At 71.5% G+C, this 19,129-nt stretch carries 14 protein-coding genes; 1 reads left to right on the top strand and 13 read right to left on the bottom strand.

Translation table 11 applies throughout. The features are described from left to right. Window positions 1–134 precede the first annotated feature (134 nt). Complete coding sequence (locus ACQB60_RS30930; protein ID WP_496929397.1) at window positions 135–1,145, bottom strand: ParB N-terminal domain-containing protein; 1,011 nt, start codon at window positions 1,143–1,145, stop codon at window positions 135–137. 459 nt (window positions 1,146–1,604) lie between these two features. On the opposite strand from ACQB60_RS30930, the gene ACQB60_RS30925 reads away from it, so the two are divergent. Then, window positions 1,605–2,288, top strand: coding sequence for a ScbR family autoregulator-binding transcription factor (locus ACQB60_RS30925; protein WP_496929396.1), 684 nt, complete (start codon window positions 1,605–1,607; stop codon window positions 2,286–2,288). A 106-nt stretch (window positions 2,289–2,394) separates the two neighbouring features. Here the strand turns inward: ACQB60_RS30925 and ACQB60_RS30920 are convergent, their stop codons facing one another. The 12 genes from ACQB60_RS30920 to ACQB60_RS30865 form a co-directional block, all read right to left on the bottom strand. Then, on the bottom strand, window positions 2,395–7,938 hold the full coding sequence (locus ACQB60_RS30920) for an amino acid adenylation domain-containing protein (protein ID WP_496929395.1): 5,544 nt from the start codon (window positions 7,936–7,938) through the stop codon (window positions 2,395–2,397). After that, complete coding sequence (gene glyA, locus ACQB60_RS30915) at window positions 7,935–9,326, bottom strand: serine hydroxymethyltransferase (RefSeq protein WP_496929394.1); 1,392 nt, start codon at window positions 9,324–9,326, stop codon at window positions 7,935–7,937. The genes ACQB60_RS30920 and glyA overlap by 4 nt, the downstream gene beginning before the upstream one ends. A gap of 136 nt (window positions 9,327–9,462) precedes the next feature. Further along, window positions 9,463–10,011, bottom strand: a complete 549-nt coding sequence (locus tag ACQB60_RS30910; protein ID WP_496929393.1) for a winged helix-turn-helix domain-containing protein — start codon at window positions 10,009–10,011, stop codon at window positions 9,463–9,465. A 658-nt stretch (window positions 10,012–10,669) separates the two neighbouring features. Then, window positions 10,670–11,875: an acetylornithine transaminase gene (locus ACQB60_RS30905; RefSeq protein ID WP_496929392.1), complete on the bottom strand. Its 1,206-nt coding sequence runs from the start codon at window positions 11,873–11,875 to the stop codon at window positions 10,670–10,672. After that, entirely contained in the window at window positions 11,872–12,858 is a 987-nt protein-coding gene (gene argB / locus ACQB60_RS30900; RefSeq protein ID WP_496929391.1) for an acetylglutamate kinase, read from the bottom strand. The genes ACQB60_RS30905 and argB overlap by 4 nt, the downstream gene beginning before the upstream one ends. Next, window positions 12,855–12,983: a hypothetical protein gene (locus ACQB60_RS30895; protein ID WP_496929503.1), complete on the bottom strand. Its 129-nt coding sequence runs from the start codon at window positions 12,981–12,983 to the stop codon at window positions 12,855–12,857. The genes argB and ACQB60_RS30895 overlap by 4 nt, the downstream gene beginning before the upstream one ends. 288 nt (window positions 12,984–13,271) lie before the next feature. After that, window positions 13,272–13,766, bottom strand: coding sequence for an AAA family ATPase (locus ACQB60_RS30890; RefSeq protein ID WP_496929390.1), 495 nt, complete (start codon window positions 13,764–13,766; stop codon window positions 13,272–13,274). 175 nt (window positions 13,767–13,941) lie between these two features. After that, entirely contained in the window at window positions 13,942–15,276 is a 1,335-nt protein-coding gene (locus ACQB60_RS30885; protein ID WP_496929389.1) for a cytochrome P450, read from the bottom strand. Between the two features lie 14 nt (window positions 15,277–15,290). Beyond that, on the bottom strand, window positions 15,291–16,208 hold the full coding sequence (gene ddaH / locus ACQB60_RS30880; RefSeq protein ID WP_496929388.1) for a dimethylargininase: 918 nt from the start codon (window positions 16,206–16,208) through the stop codon (window positions 15,291–15,293). A 107-nt stretch (window positions 16,209–16,315) separates the two neighbouring features. Then, complete coding sequence (locus ACQB60_RS30875) at window positions 16,316–16,513, bottom strand: hypothetical protein (RefSeq protein ID WP_384845619.1); 198 nt, start codon at window positions 16,511–16,513, stop codon at window positions 16,316–16,318. Window positions 16,514–16,595: 82 nt separating this feature from the next. Then, window positions 16,596–17,912, bottom strand: a complete 1,317-nt coding sequence (locus ACQB60_RS30870; protein WP_496929387.1) for a lysine N(6)-hydroxylase/L-ornithine N(5)-oxygenase family protein — start codon at window positions 17,910–17,912, stop codon at window positions 16,596–16,598. Window positions 17,913–17,967: 55 nt separating this feature from the next. Then, entirely contained in the window at window positions 17,968–18,657 is a 690-nt protein-coding gene (locus ACQB60_RS30865) for an FMN-binding negative transcriptional regulator (RefSeq protein WP_496929386.1), read from the bottom strand. Between the last annotated feature and the right edge of the window lie 472 nt (window positions 18,658–19,129).

The raw sequence follows: 19,129 nt of genomic DNA, 5'->3' as shown, positions 1-19,129 counted from the left end.
CGCCTGCGGAAAAAACGCCCGTCCGGTGAATTCATGAACCGGATTTCACGGGGGTGACGATCAACTCGGGTGGCACGTGTGCAAAAAGGTTCCGCCGCCTTCTCGCGGCAGCCCACCGGCCGTCGGAAAGGTGGTCACATACGTCGCGTCTCCAGCTCGTTGGCGAACCGCAGCCAGTGATCGGCGCAGCGCCGCGCGGCCTGGACGAGCACGGCGGTGCGGTGGCCGGGCACGCTCTGCGCGAGCCGGCGCCACTTCGCCTCGTCGCCGATGGAGTGGAGGCTGAGCATCTGCAGCAGCAGCCGCCCGGCGTCGGTGCGCAGCGAGGGGTCCTTGCGCATGTTCGGCAGGAGCGGGCCGAGCGCGGCGGCGACGGAGGCGGGGGCGCGGGGGATGTCCCGCTCCACCGGCCTGCGGGCCGCCGTGGCGGGCAGCCGCTCCTTGGGGGTGTGGCAGCGCGTCGGGACGGGGTCGAGTCCCTGCCGGATCCGGTCCCGTACGTCCTTGGCGGTCGCGGGGGCGATGCCGGCCCGCCCGGCGATCTCGCGCAGCGACGCACCGGGGTCGGCGGCGATGATCTGGCCGGCGCGGCGGCGCCCGTCGGCCGCCCGCAGCGGCCGCACCCTGCCGTCACGCCCCACTCGTGCGTTCGACTGCTCGCTTCCGCCGGTCGAACGGCGCCGGATCGCGGCGACGGTGCTGGCGGCCAGGCCGGTGATGGCGCCGATGCGCCGGTCCGACCAGGTGAGGTGGGCCCGCAGGATGCGGGTGGTGGCGGCCGTGCGGTCGGCCTGCGACAGCGGCAGCCCGCTGTCCACGTTCAGCCGCACCGCGAGGGCGAAGACGTCCTCCTCGCCGCCCTCGAAGAACTCGGCCTCGATGGACTCGTCCCCGCGCAGCCGTGCGGCGCGCAGCCGGTGCATGCCGTCGACGACGCGCATGGTCGCGCGGTGCACCAGGATCGGCGGCAGCGCGCGCTCCAACTGCGCGAGCGCACGGACGTGTTCGGGGTTCTCGCCGTCGACCCGCGGCGAGTCGGCGGGCAGCAGCGCGTCCAGCGCCACCGTGGCGCACCCCCCGGCGGCCGGGGCGCCGCACTCGGCGGTCACGGTCGCGGACGTGGCTGGAACCAGATCGAGACTCATCACTCACCCTCCCCCGCGGTTCAAGGCCAGTCGGCCAGGGCCGTAGCAACCCGTCCACGAAAAATACCAGTGCGCGGGTTTTTTTTCGAGCCCTTTGTGGCCTGTTTCGCGCGGCTCGCGCGCCGTGCACGCCCGGCCCTCGGACCAGGAGAAATCGCCCGCAGCCGCGCCCGGGGGACGGGGAACACGGCTGCGGGAGCTGGTGCGACCACACAGAACAGGGGTCGACCGCGCGGAAACGGGGCACCCTGTGCCGGTAGCGAGATGATCAAAACATACCGGTTTCCTGGTTTGCCAGACCGTACGTCGTGCGCTCTTGCGCACGACGTACGAAAGGCCGTACAGTGTTCGCAAGAACGGTCGGCCGCACCATCCCCCGGGTGCGGTCGGCCGTCCGAACCGTCCCGGCAGACCGAGGCGCGGCCCGGGCACGGGAGACCGCCACCCGAGGAGCCTCCGGTGTTGAAGCAGGAACGCGCCGTGCGCACCCGCCGCTCACTCGTCCGCACCGCGGCCGAGGAGTTCGAGCGCCACGGATTCATCCAGGCACGCCTCGCGGACATCAGCGCGGGCGCAGGGGTCAGCGCCGGTGCGCTGCACTTCCACTTCGAGCACAAGGCGGCGGTGGCCGCCGCGGTCGAGGAGACGGCGGCCGTGGCCCTGCGCCGCACGGCGCGGGCGGCCCAACTGCCGGGCGGGACCGCCCTGCAGCGGCTGATCCGCACCACGCACGCCCTGGGCCGGCTGCTGCGCGAGGACGTCGTGCCGCGCGCCGGGCTCCAGCTGAGCGGTGACGACGCGCACGACTCCGCGCTGAATCTGCGCGGGGAGTGGCAGGGCTGCGTCCGGCGCCTGGTGCACCGGGCCGACGCCGAGGGCCAGCTCGCCGCGCACGTCTCCCAGCAGGACGTGGTGACCGTCGTGATGGCGGTGGCCACCGGCTTCGAGCGGCTCGGCCGCAGGAACACCGACTGGCTCTCCGCCCACCGGATCAGCGGGTTCTGGGACCTCGTGCTGCCCTGCGTGGTCACGCCCGGGGCGCTGCGCTCCCTGACCCCGGACCACGCCGAGTTCAAGTCGCCCTTCCCCGGGCCGGCCGGCCCCGTCGTGCGCCCGCTGCCCGAGCACCTGTTCAGCCGCTGACGGCAGGACGGGCCGGGGCGCGTCGACCACTCACGCGCACCGGCCCGTCCCGTGCCGCCCCTGTTCCTTAACTCCTCAATTCCTCAACTCCTCAACGCCGTGCTCCCTACTCCCTGGCCGCGGCGCGCACCGGCCCCGCACCGTCCCGCGCCCGGCCGAGGCTCGGGCGGCTCTTGGCGGCCTTGAGGTGGCCGGAGAGCTCGGCGATCGTCGCGTGCTGGAAGAGCAGGCGGATGGACGCCTCCAGCTGCAGGGTGCGGCGCATCCGGCCGATGATGCGGGTGGCCTTCAGCGAGTTGCAGCCCAGCGCGAAGATGTTGTCGTCGATGCCGACGCGTTCCACGCCGAGCACCTCCGCGAACAGCTCGCACAGCGCCTCTTCCTGCGGGGTGCGGCCCTTGCGGTAGCCGCCCGCGTCGTCGCCGCCGGACTCCGTGACGGCCGCCGCATCGACGGTGCCGTCCGCCGTGAGCGGCAGCTCCGCGAGCGCCACGACCGAGGCGGGCACCAGGTACTCGGGCAGCCGCCCGGCCGCGAAGGCCCGTACGGCATCGGTGTCCAGCTCCCCGGCGGCGGGCAACGGCACGACGTAGCCCACGAGTTGCACGCCGCCGCCGTCGCCCTCCTGGGCGCGGACCACGGCCTGCGCGACGTCCGGGTGGGCCGCGAGGACCGCCTCGACGTCGCCCGCGCGGACCCGATGGCCGCGGATGCGCGGCAGGTCGCCGCCCTGGCCGACGTACTCCAGGGAGCCGTCGGCGCCGATGCGGGCCAGGTCGCCGGTGCGGTACATCCGGGACCCGGCGGGCCCGTACGGGTCGGCGACGAACCGCCCGGCGCTCGCGCCCGGCTCGTCCTGGTAGCCGCGGGCCACGTCCCCGGCGACGTACAGCGTGCCGGTGACGCCGTCGGGCACCGGCCGCAGCGCCGGGTTCAGGACGTAGGCGCCGGAGTCGGCGGCCGAGGCGGCGAGCGGCAGGCGGCCGTCGCCGGTGGCGTCCGTCGCGTCGTACGCGGCGCCGCGCACCGTACCGGCCGGGCCGTACACATGGACCACGCGCGCCCCCGGCACGGCCTGCCGCACGCGCCCGGCAAGCGAGCCGAGCAGCACGTCGCCGGTGACCGCCACCGTGCCCGCCCGCAGCGGTGCGGTGGACTTGTTCAGCAGGTCCGCCAGGTACGGGGCGACCGTGCTGATCACATCGCCGCTCCAACCTCCGCTGTCCGACAGGGACTTGGCGTCCTGGAGCACCTCGGCGCTGCTGCCCGCGCTCACCGCGGCGAGCAGTTCGAGGGCGAGCGCGTCGGCGCCAGGGGAGGCCGCGAGCAGCCGCGTCCCGGCCGTGAGGCCCACGCTGCCCGCGAACCGCACCGCCTCGGCGGCCAGGGTCCGGTGGCTGAGCGCCACCTTGCCCGGAGCGCCGTCGGCCGTGCCCGGCCGGCGCAGGGCCGCCAGGTGACCGGGGCGCAGCGGCCCGGTGCGGTCGGCGTCGCCCGGGTTGCCGGGGTCGGCGCCGTCGCCGGGCATCAGGATGTCCGCGACGTCCGCCGCGGTGAGCACGTCCGCCGTGGCCGGCTCGGCGAGCAGCTGGTCGCGCTCCTGCTCGGCCGCCGGGTCGAGCAGCACATACGCGGCACCGGACTTGAGGGTGCCGAGCAGCGCCACCGCGAGCTCGGCGGAGCGCGGCAGGGCGATGCCCACCACGGTCTCCGGGCCCGCGCCGCGCCGGATCAGGGCGCGGGCGACGCGGTTGGCGCGGGCGTTGAGCTCCCCGTACGAGAGCGAGCCCTCCGCCAGGACCAGCGCGACTGCGTCGGGGGCCGCCCCGGCCTGCCGCTCGAAGAGCGCGGGCAGCGTGTCTCCCGCGTCCTCGGCCGCGGCAGGCGCGGCGAGCCGGGCGCGTTCGGCGTCCAGGAGTACGTCGACCGAGGCCACCGTGCGGGCGGGGTCGGCCACGAACTGGCCGAGCACCCCGTCGAGGCGGGCGGCGATCGACTCGACGACGCCCTCGCCGAAGCGGCCCTGGTGGTACTGCAGGGTCAGCTGGACGTGCGGGTCGGTCTCGACGATCAGGGCGAGCGGGAAGTTCGCCGCGCCCTCCGCCTGGATCCCGGCGACCTCGAACCCGGCTGCCGCGGACGCCTCGGCGATCCCGGCGTGGTCCACCGGGTAGGACTGGAACGCCACCAGGGTGTCGAACAGCGTCTCCAGGCCGGTGGCCTGGTGGATCTCGGTGAGGCTGTGGTGATGGTGGTCGAGGAGGGCGGTCTGCCGTCCCTGAAGGTCCGTCACCAGGTCGGCGAGGCTGTCGCCGGGGGTGCAACGCACCCGCACAGGAAGGGTGTTGATGAAGAGCCCGACCATGGACTCCACGCCCGGCAGCGTCGCGGGCCGCCCGGAGACGGTCGCGCCGAACACCACGTCGCGGCGGCCGGTGAGCTCGCCGAGCAGCACCGCCCAGGCGCCCTGCACCAGGGTGTTGACGGTGACGCCGAGCTCGGAGGCGCGCGCGGTCAGGCGGCGCGAGAACTCCTCGGACAGGCCGAGCGAGACCTCGCCCGCCCCGTCGGTCGTCTGCGCGCGGGGCGCCGTGGCCGGGGCGAGCAGCGTCGGCTCGTCGACCCCGGCGAGCTCCTCGGCCCAGGCGCCCGCGGTGACCTGCTTGTCCTGCCGGGCCAGCCAGGCCAGGAACTCCCGGTAGCCGCGCACCTCCGGCAGCGCCGATGCCTCGCCGTCACCCGCGTACAGGCGGATGAGGTCCTGCAGCAGGATCGGCTCGGACCAGCCGTCGATGAGGACGTGGTGGGTGGTCAGGACGAGTTCGCTCGCGTCCTCGCCCACGCGGACGAGGGTGAGGCGCACCAGGGGCGGCACCGCGCGGTCGAAGTGCGCGGCGTAGTCCTCGGCGAGGAACCGCGTGAAGGCCGCCTCGCGCTCGCCGTCGGCGAGGCCGCTCAAGTCGACCTCCTGCCACGGCAGTTCGACGCCGTCGACGACGAGCTGCACCAGGTTGTCCTCGGAGTCCGGCACGAAGGCGACGCGCAGGCTCGGGTAGCGGTCGAGCAGGGCCTGCCCGGCCGCCCGCATCCGCCCGGCGTCGACCGGCCCGGTCAGGTGGAAGACGGTCTGCATCTGGTACGCGTCGTAGCCGCTGTCGCTCAGCGTCGACTCGAAGAGGATGCCGGACTGCAGCGCGGTCAGCGGCCAGACGTCGGCGAGGCCGGGGTAGCGCTCCTGCCAGGCCGCCAGGTCCGCCGGGTCGGGCGTGAGCAGCGGCTCGGTGGAGGCGGTGGCCGCGGTGGTGTCCGTGCCGGTGACCTCGGGGGCGAGCACGGCGACCGTACGGGACTGCAGGATCTGCCGGGGGCTGACCTCCAGGCCGCGGGCGCGGGCCCGGGTGACGACCTGGATCGCGCGGATGGAGTCGCCGCCGACGGCCAGGAAGTCGTCGTCGACGCCGACGCGTTCGACGCCGAGGACCTCGGCGAAGACGGCGGCGAGTATCTCCTCGCGCTCCGTGGCCGGGGCCCGGTAGGGGGCGCCGGTGCGCTGCGGCTCGGGCAGGCCGAGCCGGTCGAGCTTGCCGTTCGGGGTGAGCGGCAGCTTGTCCAGGACGACGATCGCCGACGGCACCATGTAGTCGGGCAGCTTCGCCGCGGCCAGACGCGTCAACTCGTCGGTGTCGAGGGCCGCTTGGGGGTCCTCGGGGACCACGTACCCGACGAGGCGGCTGCCGTCCTTGGCGACGACGACGCTCTGCCGCACGGCGGCGTGCGCGCGCAGCACCGCCTCGATCTCGCCGAGCTCCACGCGCAGGCCGTTCAGCTTCACCTGGAAGTCCGCGCGGCCCTGCAGCAGGAGCAGCCCGTCCGGCGTGAACCGGGCGAGGTCACCGGTGCGGTAGAGGCGCTCGCCCCGCACCGGCCCGTGCGACCACTCGAAGAACCGCTCGGCGGTCTTCTCCGGCTGGTCGAGGTAGCCGCGCGCGAGGCCGGTCCCGGCGAGGAACAGCTCGCCGTCGACGCCGGGCGGCACCGGCTGCAGCTCCTCGTCGAGGAGGTAGGCGCGCTGGTTGGCCATGGGACGGCCGTACGGGATGCTCGCCCACTGCGGGTCGACCCGCTCGACCTCGTAGATCGTGGAGTGGATCGACGCCTCGGTGGCGCCGCCCATGACGATGAACCGCAGCTCCGGCGCGAAGGCCCGGACCCGGTCGGCGAGCGGCACGGGCACCCAGTCGCCGCCGAGCAGCGCGAGCCGCAGCGAGGCGAGCGGCCCGGCGCCGGTCTGCTCCACCTGGTCGGTGAGCAGGCCGAGGAGGGCCGGGGCGGAGTTCCACACGCTGACGGACTCGGCGCGGATCAGCTCGACCCAGTGCGAGGGGTCCTTGGTACGGGCCGCCTCGGGCACGACGGCGGTGCCGCCCGCGAGGGTCAGGCCGAGGAACTCGTACACCGACATGTCGAAGCTGGGCGACGACAGGGTGAGCACGGCGTCGCCGGGGCCCACGCCGTAGCGGGTGTTGAGGTCGGCGAGGTTGTTGAGGACGCCGCGGTGGCGCAGCGCGATCGGCTTGGGCTTCCCCGTGGAACCGGAGGTATGGATGATGTAGCAGAGGTGTTCGGGGCCGGAGGTGGCCCCCACGTTGTGCTCGGGTCCGGCGGCCAGCGTCGCGGCGTCGCGGTCGACGAGCACCAGCGGGCGCCCGCCGTCCTGGTCCGCGGGCAGGTTCGCGGTCAGGTCGCTGCGGCTGACCATCACGGCGCAGGAGGTGCCGCCGACCATGGTGGCGATGCGGTCGGCGGGATAGTCCGGGTCCAGCGGCACATAGGCGCCGCCCGCCTTGAGCACGGCGAGCTCGGCGACCAGGAGCTGCGCGGAGCGGTCGAGGCAGAGGCCGACGCGCACGTCCGGGCCGACGCCGAGGCCGCGCAGGTGGTGCGCCAACTGGTTGGCGCGCGCGTTGACCTGGGCGTACGTGAGCCGCTCCGCGCCGTGGACGACAGCGATCGCGTCCGGGGCGCTGTCGGCGCGCGCCTCGAACGCCTCGTGCAGCGTGCCCTGGTTGGGCAGCTCGGTCTGCGTGGCGTTCCACTCGACGAGGACGCGGTGCAGCTCGTCGTCGGTGAGCAGCCGCAGCCGGGCCACGGCCTGCTCCGGGGCGCCGAGGGCGTCGGCGAGGAGGGTGCGGTAGTGGCCGAGCAGGCGCAGCGCGGTGGTGTGATCGAAGAGGCCGCCGTCGTAGTGGAGCACCAACTCCTCGCCATTGACGGCGAGTTGGAGCTCGTACGGAGCGCCGTCCCCGGGGGCCGCGGCCGGGCCGGAGGCGAAGGCGACCGTGGCGGAGCCGGTGGCGGGGCCGTGACCGGCCGTCAGGGCGGTGAGCGGTGCGTCCGCGGCGACGGTGAAGCGGAGCTCGCCGTCCGGGCGGGCCAGGGCTATGCGCTCCTGGCCGGTGTAGCGGTACAGGAGCGCGGCGAAGGCGGCGGCCTGGAGCTCGGACGGCGCGGCCGCGGACGCCGCGTCGAGCGCGGCGTGTTCGACGGCGGTGCAGCGGGGCGCGGTGCCGGGACGGCGCGGCCGGTCGCTCGGCACGAGAGCGGGCGGCCACTCCTGGGACGCGGAGTCCTGGTGACTGGCGGATGTCATCGGCGGGCTCCGATCAGGGACGCCTGGGCGTCCTCGAACTGCTCGGCGGGCAGCGGATACCGCGTGCACAGCCACCGCACCTCTTCATGGACGTTGGCGACCAGCAGAGGGTCGATCTGGTACTCGGTGTCGGTCAGCGCGTGGGTGTGCTGCAGGACGGTGTGCATCAGCTCGGCGCACTCGTGCATCTGGTCGGGGCCCATGCCGCGCTGGGCGAGGATGTTGGTGCCCAGGCGCAGCCCGCTGGTGACCAGCGGCGGCTTGGTGTCGCCGGGGATGCGGTTGCGGTTGGCGAGGATCCCGCACTCCTCCAGGGCACGCTCGGCGACCACGCCGCTCAGGCCGGTGTTGGAGGCGTCGATGAGCACCATGTGGTTGTCGGTGCCGCCGGTCAGGACCCGGTAGCCGAGGGCGTGCAGCTCCGCGCTGAGCGCCGAGGCGCTCGCCACGATCCGCGCGGCCGTCTCCTGGAAGGCGGGTTCGGCGGCGACCGCGAAGGCACGGGCCTTGGCGGCGATGGACGCCGGGCTCGGGGTGCCCTGCGACTGCGGGAACACCGCACGCTGGATGAGCCGGTTCAGCGGGGTGCGGCCGTCGGGTCCTGGCGTCTGGAAGTCCTGGCCGCTGAGGATCAACCCGCCGCGCGGGCCGCCCAGTTGCTTGTAGGTGCTGGTCGTGGTGATGTGCGCGACGTCGACCGGGCTCGGGTGCTGTCCGGCCGCGACCAGGCCCGCGATGTGCGAGATGTCCGCGAGCAGATACGCGCCGACGGAGTCGGCGATGGTGCGGAAGCGCTCGAAGTCCACCGTGCGCGGATAGGCGCTCACCCCCGCGATGATCACCTTGGGCCGGTGCTCCAGGGCGAGTTCGGCAAGGCGTCCGTAGTCGATGTGGCCCGCCTCGTCCAGGCCGTACGACACGGACGTGTAGTGGCGACCGCTCACCGAGGCCCGCGACCCGTGGGTGAGGTGGCCACCCGCGTCCAGGTCGAGGCCGAACAGGGTGTCGCCCGGCTTCATCAGGGCGGCCAGGACCGCGAGGTTGGCCGAGGAGCACGAGTGGGGCTGGACGTTCGCGTAACGCGCGCCGAACAGTTCCTTGGCGCGGGCCACGGCCAGCCGCTCGACCTCGTCGAACTGGCGGGCTCCGGGGTGGTAGCGGGCTCCCGGGTAGCCCTCGGCCGTGACGTTGGACAGTGCGGCGCCGCCGGCGGCGAGCACCGAGGGGTCCGCGATGCTCGCCGAGGCGATCATCGCCAGCGTGGCCTTCTGCTGGCCCACCTCGGCGTCGAGCAGGGCCGCGAGTTCAGGGTCGCTGCGCTGCAGGGATTCGATGCCGACACGCAAGAGTTCCGCTTGCTCGCCCACCACACCTGGCTGACGGGTCATCTCACTTGTACCTCTTCTCGCGCGCTTCAGCACGCCTGGAAGGATCTGCGATGCCGGCGGCCGCAGCGCGGCCGCCGGCCGAACCGGCCACAGCGGACGGCTGTGGACCGGTAAGTCACAAGAAGGCCCCGCACCGTCATGAGGAGGCCATCTCGGCCTGCGCCTGAGTGGTCAGGACATAGCCGCGCCCCCACACGGTGCGCACGGTCAGGCCGAGCACGCTGATCCGGTGCCGGATCCGCATCACGTGCAGGTCGAGGGCGTTGCGGGTCATCGGCCCCTGGTCATGGCCGAGTTGGAAGCGCAGCGCCTCGCGGGGCACGACCTTGCCGTAGCGCCCGACGAGGAGTTCGAGGAGCTCCGCCTGCTTGGGCGAGACGGCCACCGACTGGCCCGCGAACCACAGCACGCCGTCCTCGTCGAGCTTCGGCTGGCGGTTCTGGCGGTAGCGGTGCACGAGGGCGTCGGCGCGGGCCTTGAGGTCGGGCGACGCGACGGGAGCGCGCACCCAGTCCTCGTAGATGTCCTCGCAGACCGGGGCCTCGAGCCCCGCCTCGACGACAAGGATCCGGGGCAGCCCTCGGGACCTGCACTCCTCGCGCAGCTCCTGCTGCACGGGCCAGCGCAGCAGCTGCACTTCTTTGTTCACCGATTCGGTTCGGACCTGGGTCCCGTGGGAGATCATCTGCACTCCGGTTCTCTAGCAGCGTGCGGAATGGGCAGCGGCCGAGATGGCTGGGCGTTGAGGTGTTCGCTTCGGTCAGTTGAACGGCGTATCGGAAGGTGCTGGTCCGGTTTCCGATGCCTCGTTCTCAAGTCCCTGGCTCCCCCTGAGGCCGCCTCAACCTGAAAGAAAAATACCAGCCAGCGGGTTTCTTTTCTAGCCTTGCTCCTGGCCTCTCCCAGTGGCTCGCGCCCCCTCCCGATGACACCCCCGATCCGGACCGAGTCAGTCCGGGAAGCTCTCCATAACCCCCAACTGACCTGCAAATACAGGGAGTTGTCAGAGGTCACAGAAGGAAGGACCGGGCAGTCGGGAACGGAGCGGACCGGGCCGCTCACACGCTGGTTACGCCCTCCGTCCGGAGTTACTTCCGGGGTCGGCATGGCACCAGATCAGGTCAAGAAAATACCGGTCCTCGGGTTTTCTGTCTGCGGATCAACTGTCCAGAATGCCCGTATCAACTGCTCGCCCGGCCCCACGCCTTGTTCAGGAGACCGCCCACGCACAAAAGGACGGCCGCCGGCCGGTCCGCCGCGCGCCCCCTCGCGCACAGCGTCCGGCCGACGGCCGTCCATGTTCCGGCCCCGGGCGCCGTCAGGTCGGCGCCCGGGGCCGGTGCTCAGGCCGCCGCGTCGTAGACCTCGCTCACCACGGCGTCGAGCGCTCGGCGGAACCGGTCGAGGAACACGGCCACGTCCAGGTCCGAGACGATCAGCGGCGGGGCGAGCCGGATGACGTCCGGCAGCGCCGCGTTCACCAACAGGCCCTCGTCCTGGGCCGCTTGCTGCAGCAGCGGCGCGAGCTCCTCGGTGAGGGCGATGCCCACGAGCAGCCCCGCCCCGCGCACCTCGCGCACCAGCGGGTGGCCGATCGCCTCGATGCCCCGGCGCAGCCGCTCCCCCGTCCAGCGCGCGTGGCCGAGCAGCCCCGCGCTCTCGATGGTGTCGAGGACCGCGAGGGCGCTCGCGCACACCACGGGGTTGCCGCTGAAGGTGGAGCCGTGCGCGCCCGGGGTGAGCAGGTCGGCGGCCGGTCCGAAGGCGAGGGTGGCGCCGATGGGCAGGCCCCCGCCCAGGCCCTTGGCGAGGGTCACGACATCGGCCTCGACCCCTTCGGCCTCGGCGGCGAACCAGCGGCCGGTGCGCCCGATGCCGGTCTGCACCTCGTCGAGGACCAGCAGGGTCCCGGTCGCCGCGGTGATCTCGCGGGCGGCGGTGAGGTAGCCGGGCGGCGGCACGATGACGCCGTTCTCGCCCTGGATCGGCTCCAGGATGACGAACGCGGTGTGCTGGGTGACCACGGCGCGCAGGGCCTCGATGTCCCCGTACGGCACGTAGCTGATGTCGCCGGGCAGCGGCTGGAACGGCCGCTGTTTGACGGGCTGTCCGGTCAGTGACAGGGCGCCCATGGTGCGGCCGTGGAAGCCGCCGGTGGCGGCGACCATGTGGCGGCGGCCGGTGAGGCGGCCGATCTTGAAGACGGCCTCGTTGGCCTCGGCGCCGGAGTTGGAGAAGTACACCCGGCCGCGGCGGCCCGCGAGTTCGACGAGTCGCTCGGCGAGGGCCACGGTGGGCTCGGCGATGAAGAAGTTGGAGACGTGCCCGAGGGAGGCGACCTGCTCGCTCACCGCCTGGACGATCGCGGGGTGGGCGTGGCCGAGCGCGTTGACCGCGATGCCGCCGAGGAAGTCGAGGTACTCCTTGCCCTCGGCGTCCCAGACCCGGGTGCCCTGGCCGCGAACCAGGGGCAGGCGCGGGGTGCCGAAGTTGTCCATCATGGCGCCCTGCCACCGTCGGGTCAGGGGCGCGTTGCCACCGTCGTTCATGCCGCAGCTCCCTCGTCGGACGAGTCGGACGTGTCCGTTGACGCGACGGCATCGGGCACGACCATGGTGCCGATGCCCTCGTCGGTGAATGCCTCGAGCAGGATCGAGTGCGGGACCCGGCCGTCGATGACGCGGGCGGTGCGCACCCCCCTCTGCACGGCGTGCAGGCAGCCCTCCATCTTCGGGATCATCCCGCTGGCGAGGCTGGGCAGCAGTTCGGCGAGTTCGGTGGCGGTGATACGGGGGATGACTTCTTCGCTGTGGGGCCAGTTCGCGTACAGACCCTCGACATCGGTGAGGATCATCAACATCTCCGCACCCAGCGCGGCAGCAAGAGCCGCCGCAGCGGTGTCCGCGTTGACGTTGAACACCCCACCACCCGCAGCATCCTTCGCATCCACCGGACGCGCGATGGAAGAGATGACAGGGATACGACCGTTGTCGATGAGCGCCTGCACCACACCGGCATCCACATCGGCGACCTCGCCGACCCGGCCGATGTCCACCGACTTCCCGTCCACCTCGGCATAGCACTTGATGGCCGTCATCAGCCGGGCATCCTCCCCCGTCATCCCGACCGCATGCCCACCATGCTCGTTCAGCAGACCCACCAGCTCACGCTGCACCTGACCAGCCAAGACCATCCGTACGACGTCCATGGTCTCGTCATTGGTGACCCGCAGCCCGGCCTTGAACTCACTGTCCATACCCAGGCGTTCCAGCTGAGCACTGATCTGCGGGCCGCCACCGTGCACGACGACGGGGTTCAGGCCCGCGTGCTTCAGGAAGAGGATGTCCTCGGCGAACGCCGCCTTCAGATCATCGTTGACCATCGCGTTCCCGCCGAACTTGATGACAACGGTCTTGCCGTGATGACGCGCCATCCAAGGCAGCGCCTCGATCAGAGTGTGGGCCTTGGGCATCGCCGCGTGCTTGCGGGTGCGGCCGCGGCCGGACGGATGCGGAGACGGAGAAGCGCTCATGAGGCGTACTCACTGTTCTCGTGGACGTATGTGGCGGTGAGGTCATGGGTCCCGATGACGGTGGAGTCGGTGCCGGCGGCGAGGTCTCGGTGGCCGTTCTCTCCGGTCCCGGCAGCGGTGCGCATGGCCGCTCACATCGGCCACCGCTGCTCGCACTGTCATGAACCTTCCGGTCGACAGGCATGTCTTTTTAGCCCGCCCGGGGATCTCTCATCAATCAGTTTCACCATGGGCATGTCATGTTCAAAAGCGCCGAGCCCCCTTCGTCCGTGCACGTCGGAGGGGGCTCGGCGGCGGGGCCAGGACCGCTGGGTGGGCAGGGCCTCTCGGTCAAAGCCGCTCGGTCAGAGCCAATGAGCCAGAGCCAATGAGTCAGGGCCGCTGAGTCAGGGCCGCTCGGTCAGGCTGCCGGATCACGTCTGGTCGAGCAGTCCGCCATGGAGCGCCTCGACATGGCTGAACCCTTCGGCGGACAGCACCGGGACGGCATCGACGGTCTGCGCGTACTGACGGCGTACGACGTCGTCCGGCACCCGCAGCTCCGGCGGGCGCAGCGCGTTGCGCTCCAGGCACACCTCGAGCGGCGTGGTCAGCACGAGCGCGGTCGCCGGCACCCGGTGCCGCTCGGCGATGTCGAGGAGCCGGGCACGCATCGCGGGATCGGTGTTGGCGGCGTCGACGACGGTGGTCAACTGCCGGGCGAGGCGCGCCTCCAGGACCATGCCGAGGATCAGCACGGCCTCGTCGGTGGCGTCCGGGCGCAGCGCGTCGTCGCAGATCAGCTCGCGGAACGTCGCCAGCTCCAGGACGCGGTGCGCGGGCCAGGCACCGGCCAGGGTGCTCTTGCCGCTGCCCGCGGCGCCGACCAGCACGATCAGGGACGGGTCCTGGGTGAGGGGGTCGGGCACGGCCGCTCCTTTCGATGGTGAGTGGGTGCCGGCATCGGCAACCCAGTGCGCCACCAGTGGGAGGGCCCCCGTGGGCGTGGCCGACGCCCGTCCCCCCACGAGTCGCTGTCAAGGATCCTTCATCGCCGCCCGCCCCGTCCAGCAGGACAGGGCCGCCCCGCAGTTCAGCCGAGGCTCAGAGGCGGACGGGCAGGGCGACGGCGTGGATCCCGTCGCCCGGCAGGGACAGGTACGTGAGTTCGTCCCGGGCCACCGCGAGGCGCGGCCCGGAGTGCCGCAGGAACAGCCGGTCCAGGACCACCTCGGCCTGGAGGCGGGCGAGCGCGGCGCCGACGCAGTAGTGCGGGCCGTGCCCGAACGCCATGTGGCCCACGCCGCGCCCCGGTTGCCGGGTCAGGTCGAGGCGGTCGGGCCCTTCCGGGAACTCCCGCGCGTCGCGGTTCACGCCGAGCAGCGGGGCGGTGACCGCCTCGCCGCGGCGCACCGTCACCCCACCCAGCTCCAGGTCCTCGGTCGCGTACAGCGAGGCGCCCATCTGCACCGGCGAGGTGAACCGCAGCAGTTCGGACAGGGCGCGCGAGGCGAGCAGCTGCGGCCGGGCGCGCAGCGTCGCGATCTGGTCGGGATGGTCGAGCAGCGCGAGGACCGACTCGCAGATGAAGTGCGTGGTGTGCAGGATTCCGGTGGAGACGAGCAGCAGGAACACCGAGATCATCTCGGTCTCGCTGAGCGGCAGCCCCGCGAGCCGCTCGGTGCGGATCAGTTCGGAGACCAGGTCCTCGCCGGGCCGCTCGCGGCGCCGCACGATCAGGCCCTTGGCGTAGCCGACGATGCCTTCCAGGGCCGGTACGAACGCCTCGGGCACCCCCGAGGAGTAGTCCCGCATCCACGCGCTCAACTGCGCCTGGTCGTCGGGGTCGACGCCCATCAGCTCGCACAGCGCGGTGCCGGCGAGGGGGTGGCACAGCTCCTTCGCGAGATCGGCCCCGCCCTTCTTGCACAGGGCCGCGACCAGGTCGTCCGCGGTCCGCTCGACCCGGTGGCGCAGGGCCGCGATCCGCCGGACGGTGAAGGCTCGTGTGACGACGGTCCGGGTGCGGGCGTGCTCGGCGCCGTCGCTGAGCACCATGCTGTCCAGGTACGCGCGGTACTCGGCGGGCAGCCCGTACGCCTCGATCATCTGGTCGGCGATGCTGGGGCCCTCGGGATCGCCGGGGTCGTGCAGCGCCGTGCCGTCGCGGATGAACCGCGGGTCGGCCAGGGCCTGTTTGGCCAGTGCGTAGCGGGTGATCAGCCAGACCGGGGTCCGCACGCCGGGCAGCAGCACCCGTACGAGGGGTGCGCGCTCGCGCAGCGGTGCGTAGGTGGCGGGGTCGCTGATGCGGTCGGAGGTGAGGCTGAGGGCGGTCTCGTCCGCGGTCTCGGTGTCGGTCTCGGTCTCGGTCTCGTCCAAGGTCTCGGTGTCGATCTCGTCCGAGGTCTCGGTGTCGATCTCGGGGGGCGCCGTCATGACCGGCCGTCTCCTCAGGGCTTCAGTTCGAGCGTGCAGGACTTCACGCCGCCGTCGGCCTTCATCAGTTCGGAGAGATCCACGCCGACGGGGACGTAGCCCCGTGCGCGGAGCTGTTCGGCGAGGGTGTGGGCCACGTCCGGCAGGAAGACGTGCAGTCCGTCGCTGACGGCGTTGAGCCCGAGCGCGTCGGCGTCCTCCGGCCCGACGAGCAGGGCGTCGGGGAAGAGCCCTTCGAGCACCTCGCGGCTGCGCGGTGTGAAGGCTTGCGGGTGGTACATCACCTCGTTCCCGTCGAGCACCGTGAGTGCCGTGTCGAGGTGGTGGAAGCGCGGGTCGGCCAGCTCCAGGCTGATCAGCGGCCGCTTGAGGACGTCCTGGGCCTCGCGGTGCGCGTCGGGCGAGCTGCCTTCGTCCCGCCCCGCGAGGATCCAGTAGTCGGTGACCAGGAAGTCACGCTGCCCGTCGTTGAACTGCCGGGCCTCGTACGGCTCGGCGTATCCGGCGGCCTGGAACCACGCCTTGTGGGCTGTCCGGGCCGTGTCGGTCTGCTGCCCGGCGGCTGGGTGGGGCCGGGTCGTGGGGGCCTGCCCGGCGGGGTGGGGCCGGGCGAGCAGCACATGGCCGTCCATGATGGTGGCGGCGTGTGCGGTGAAGACCATGTCGGGGCGGCCCGGCACGGGTTCGATCAGGTCCACGGTGTGGCCGAGGGACCGGTACATCTCGTACAGCCGCTGCCACTGCCGCACCGCGCGCAGGGTGTCCACGCGCTCCGGCGGGTCCCAGGGACTCACCGTGTGCCGGATGTCGAAGTACACCGGACGGCACATCAGGTAGTGCCGGGGCCGGACGGTCCGGCGCCGCACGGGCAGGGAGACGGGGAACAGGTAGGGCGGGGCGAGGACGGGGGCAAGCACCGCGGCGGAAGACATCACCACTCCGGAAGGCCGGTCGGTAGGAGTTCACCAGGTCGCCCGGTGACGGGCCCTGCGGCCCGTCACCACGGGTCGTGCTCAGCGGCCCGCGCGGGGCGCGGGGGTCAAGCGGCCCAGGCCGGGCCCAGGTCCGCGGGACGGGCTCCGCTCCAGCTCTGCTGGATGTACAGCAGCGCCTGGTGCATCCCCACGCCCTCGCCGGGCCCGACCCGCATCTCGGTGCGGGCCTCCTCGGACACGTCCGCGGTCTCGGCGGCGACGTCGGCGGCTTCGGCGACGTCCACGGAGAGATCGGTGCTCATGTGCGGCCTCCTCTCGTGCTCGACTCGTGCTCGATTCGTGCTCGACTCGGCTTGCTGGGCGGGGTGTTGGCCGGCCCGCCGTTCAGGCGGCGGGGCGCAGCGTCATGCTCTGCTCCCGGGCGGCGAGTGACTCTACGATCTCGCCGCTGCGGATGGCGATGTTCGACAGCAGCGAGGAACCGAGGCCGTGCGTGTGCTCGGTGCCGCCCTGCAGGTAGATACCGACGTCCAGGTCGTCGGTGGTCAGGATGCGGTAGTCGCGGCTGATCTGGAAGCGTCCCTCCTCGTCGCGCAGGCAGTACGCGGCGGCGTCGCCGAGCAGCTCGGTCGGGTCCATCGACTCGTAGCCCGTCGAGAAGATCAGGACGTCGAAGTCCATGTCCTGGGTCTCGTCGGTGCGCACGGACTGCAGGGTGACCCGGACCTCGTCGCCGACCTGCTTGACCGCGTCGACGCGGGACAGGTTCAGGAAGTTGAGCCGGGGGGTGCCGGCCACCTCGTCGCTGTAGGCGCGCTGGTAGAGGTCGCGGATGATCTCGTCGTCGGCCACTCCGTAGTTGGTGTTGCGGTGGTAGCGCCAGAACGAGTCGCGGGCGCGGGCGGTGCCGTGGAAGTAGTCGTCGACGGCGTCGGCGTCGAAGATCTGGTTGGCGAAGGGGGTGTCGTCGGCGATCGAGTAGCCGTACGACGGCATGATCGCGGACACCTGTGCCCCGGGCAGCTGCTCGTAGCAGTACCGGAGGATCTCGGCGGCGCTCTGGCCGGCCCCCACGACGGCGACCCGGCGCACGTTCGTCTTGTCGAGCTCGCCGAAGCGGCCCAGGAACTCCGAGCTGTGCCAGACGCGTTCGTCGCGGTCGATGCCCGGCGGCATCTTCGGCACCAGGCCGGTGGAGATGACGACGTTCTTGGCGAGCAGCTCCTTGCCCGCGCCGCCCTCGAGGGTGGAGTCGACCTTCACCTTCAGGTGGCCCATGGGGCCGTGGCCTGCGCCGTCGGGCAGCTGGACCGCGGTGACGCGGGAGTTGTACGCGACGCGGTCGGAGAAGCTCGACGCCGCCCAGGTCAGGTAGTCGTGGAACTCGCGCCGCGTCGGCATGAAGTCCTGGTTGTTGACGAACTGGGCGAGCCGCCCGGCCTCGTGCAGGTAGGAGATGAAGCTGAACTGCGACACCGGGTTCCGGAACGTCGCCAGGTCCTTCAGGAACGAGATCTGCATCTTCGCCGTCGGCAGCAGCATGTTGCGGTGCCAGCCGAAGGCGGCCTGCTGCTCGACGAAGGTGGCGGCGAGCGGGGTGTTTCCCTTGCCGTTGTGTTCGTCCAGCGCGATGGCCAGTGAAAGGTTGGACGGACCAAATCCTATTCCTACGACGGAGTACTCGTCCGAATAGGCGCTCATGGGGCCTCCCGCCCGTTGAGTAAGAAACCGTGCGTGCCGATTTCTGAAGTCGGTGTCAGTGCAGAATGGGACAGCCGCCGCGGATGTCCGACGGGTCGAGACGGCTCATCAGATCGGCCGTCTCTTGATACCGGGTCGAATCCCGGCCGGCGAAGTCCTTCAAGACGAGCTCGCGGGTTGCGGGCTCTTGCTCCTGGCTGAGCTTGAAATACCCCTCGGCCTCGGTCACTTCGATACGGAACGCTCCTACGGAGGGCAGGATCGTGCCGAAGTAGTCGATCGAGGACTCCATGTCCCAGCCGGAGCCGAAGTCGTCCTCGTAAGCCGTGACCGTCGCCTTGCAGATCTCCATGCTGTCTTCGCCGACCCCGGCAGCCTCGATCTTCTGGAACACGCCGTGCACATGGACGGCGGTGAAGTCCCAGGTCGGGGCGGCGGGGTTGAACTGGTAGACGGTCGGAGAGACATAGGCGTGCGGGCCGGAGAAGGTGAGCAGGACCTGCGAACCCGTTTGCAGTGCCTCCCAGTGCGGGTTCTCCCTGTTCATATGTCCGACGAGCCGGTAGCCCTCCAGGCGGTCGCCGTGTTCCCCGGTCATTTCCGGGTCGGCTATGACCGGCAGGTGCGTGGCGTAGGGGACCCCGTCCTCAGCTCCATTGCTGACCATTATGGCCATCGGGTTGAGGCGCATCAGGTCGCTCATCCACGAGCTGTCTGGCTCACGAAAAGGTTCGGGAACGAACATTCATCCTCCTTCGTGATTCGTCTCCGTGGACTAAATAGAAGGTATCCGCCGAGGAAGCACGCACACCAGTGTTCAATGTCTTTCAGTAGCACACAAAAAAAGCGGCCCGAAGGCCGCTCGCACCAGCATCACCGCTGGTCACACACCCACAAAAGGGCAGCACGAATTCCGGCACGGAATCCCGCTCGCCCGCGCCGGTACGTGAATTGCCGAGTAATTGCCGGAGAATTAGTGAAGTAATTTGCTTACGTTAAGTTTGCGACAGGTCAACCTTCCAACGTATCCGTCACAGACACCGGCACACAACCCTCGATGGCCCCCTCTGGAAGGGCCCGGCATACGACGAAGAAAGATACACGGAAGGTCTCGGTAAGAAGTAGGAAAGAGAGAAGGTCAGGCAGCTCCGAAGGGGCAGGAGAAGGAGGAGTCGGCCGGCGGATCCGAGGACTCGCCGGGACGTCGGGCGAGCCCG

Source organism: Streptomyces odontotermitis (assembly GCF_050510915.1).
Classification (GTDB): Bacteria; Actinomycetota; Actinomycetes; order Streptomycetales; family Streptomycetaceae; genus Streptomyces.
This window is presented reverse-complemented; position numbering and strand designations above follow the sequence as displayed.

Bases quoted from the DNA above. Each gene is read 5' to 3' on its own strand.
- ACQB60_RS30920 (WP_496929395.1), bottom strand. From the start codon at position 7,938: ATGACATCCGCCAGTCACCAGGACTCCGCGTCCCAGGAGTGGCCGCCC.
- ACQB60_RS30885 (WP_496929389.1), bottom strand. From the start codon at position 15,276: ATGACGGCGCCCCCCGAGATCGACACCGAGACCTCGGACGAGATCGAC.
- ACQB60_RS30930 (WP_496929397.1), bottom strand. From the start codon at position 1,145: ATGAGTCTCGATCTGGTTCCAGCCACGTCCGCGACCGTGACCGCCGAG.
- ACQB60_RS30905 (WP_496929392.1), bottom strand. From the start codon at position 11,875: ATGAACGACGGTGGCAACGCGCCCCTGACCCGACGGTGGCAGGGCGCC.
- argB (WP_496929391.1), bottom strand. From the start codon at position 12,858: ATGAGCGCTTCTCCGTCTCCGCATCCGTCCGGCCGCGGCCGCACCCGC.
- ddaH (WP_496929388.1), bottom strand. From the start codon at position 16,208: ATGTCTTCCGCCGCGGTGCTTGCCCCCGTCCTCGCCCCGCCCTACCTG.
- glyA (WP_496929394.1), bottom strand. From the start codon at position 9,326: ATGACCCGTCAGCCAGGTGTGGTGGGCGAGCAAGCGGAACTCTTGCGT.
- ACQB60_RS30870 (WP_496929387.1), bottom strand. From the start codon at position 17,912: ATGAGCGCCTATTCGGACGAGTACTCCGTCGTAGGAATAGGATTTGGT.
- ACQB60_RS30865 (WP_496929386.1), bottom strand. From the start codon at position 18,657: ATGTTCGTTCCCGAACCTTTTCGTGAGCCAGACAGCTCGTGGATGAGC.
- ACQB60_RS30895 (WP_496929503.1), bottom strand. From the start codon at position 12,983: ATGCGCACCGCTGCCGGGACCGGAGAGAACGGCCACCGAGACCTCGCC.
- ACQB60_RS30875 (WP_384845619.1), bottom strand. From the start codon at position 16,513: ATGAGCACCGATCTCTCCGTGGACGTCGCCGAAGCCGCCGACGTCGCC.
- ACQB60_RS30910 (WP_496929393.1), bottom strand. From the start codon at position 10,011: ATGATCTCCCACGGGACCCAGGTCCGAACCGAATCGGTGAACAAAGAA.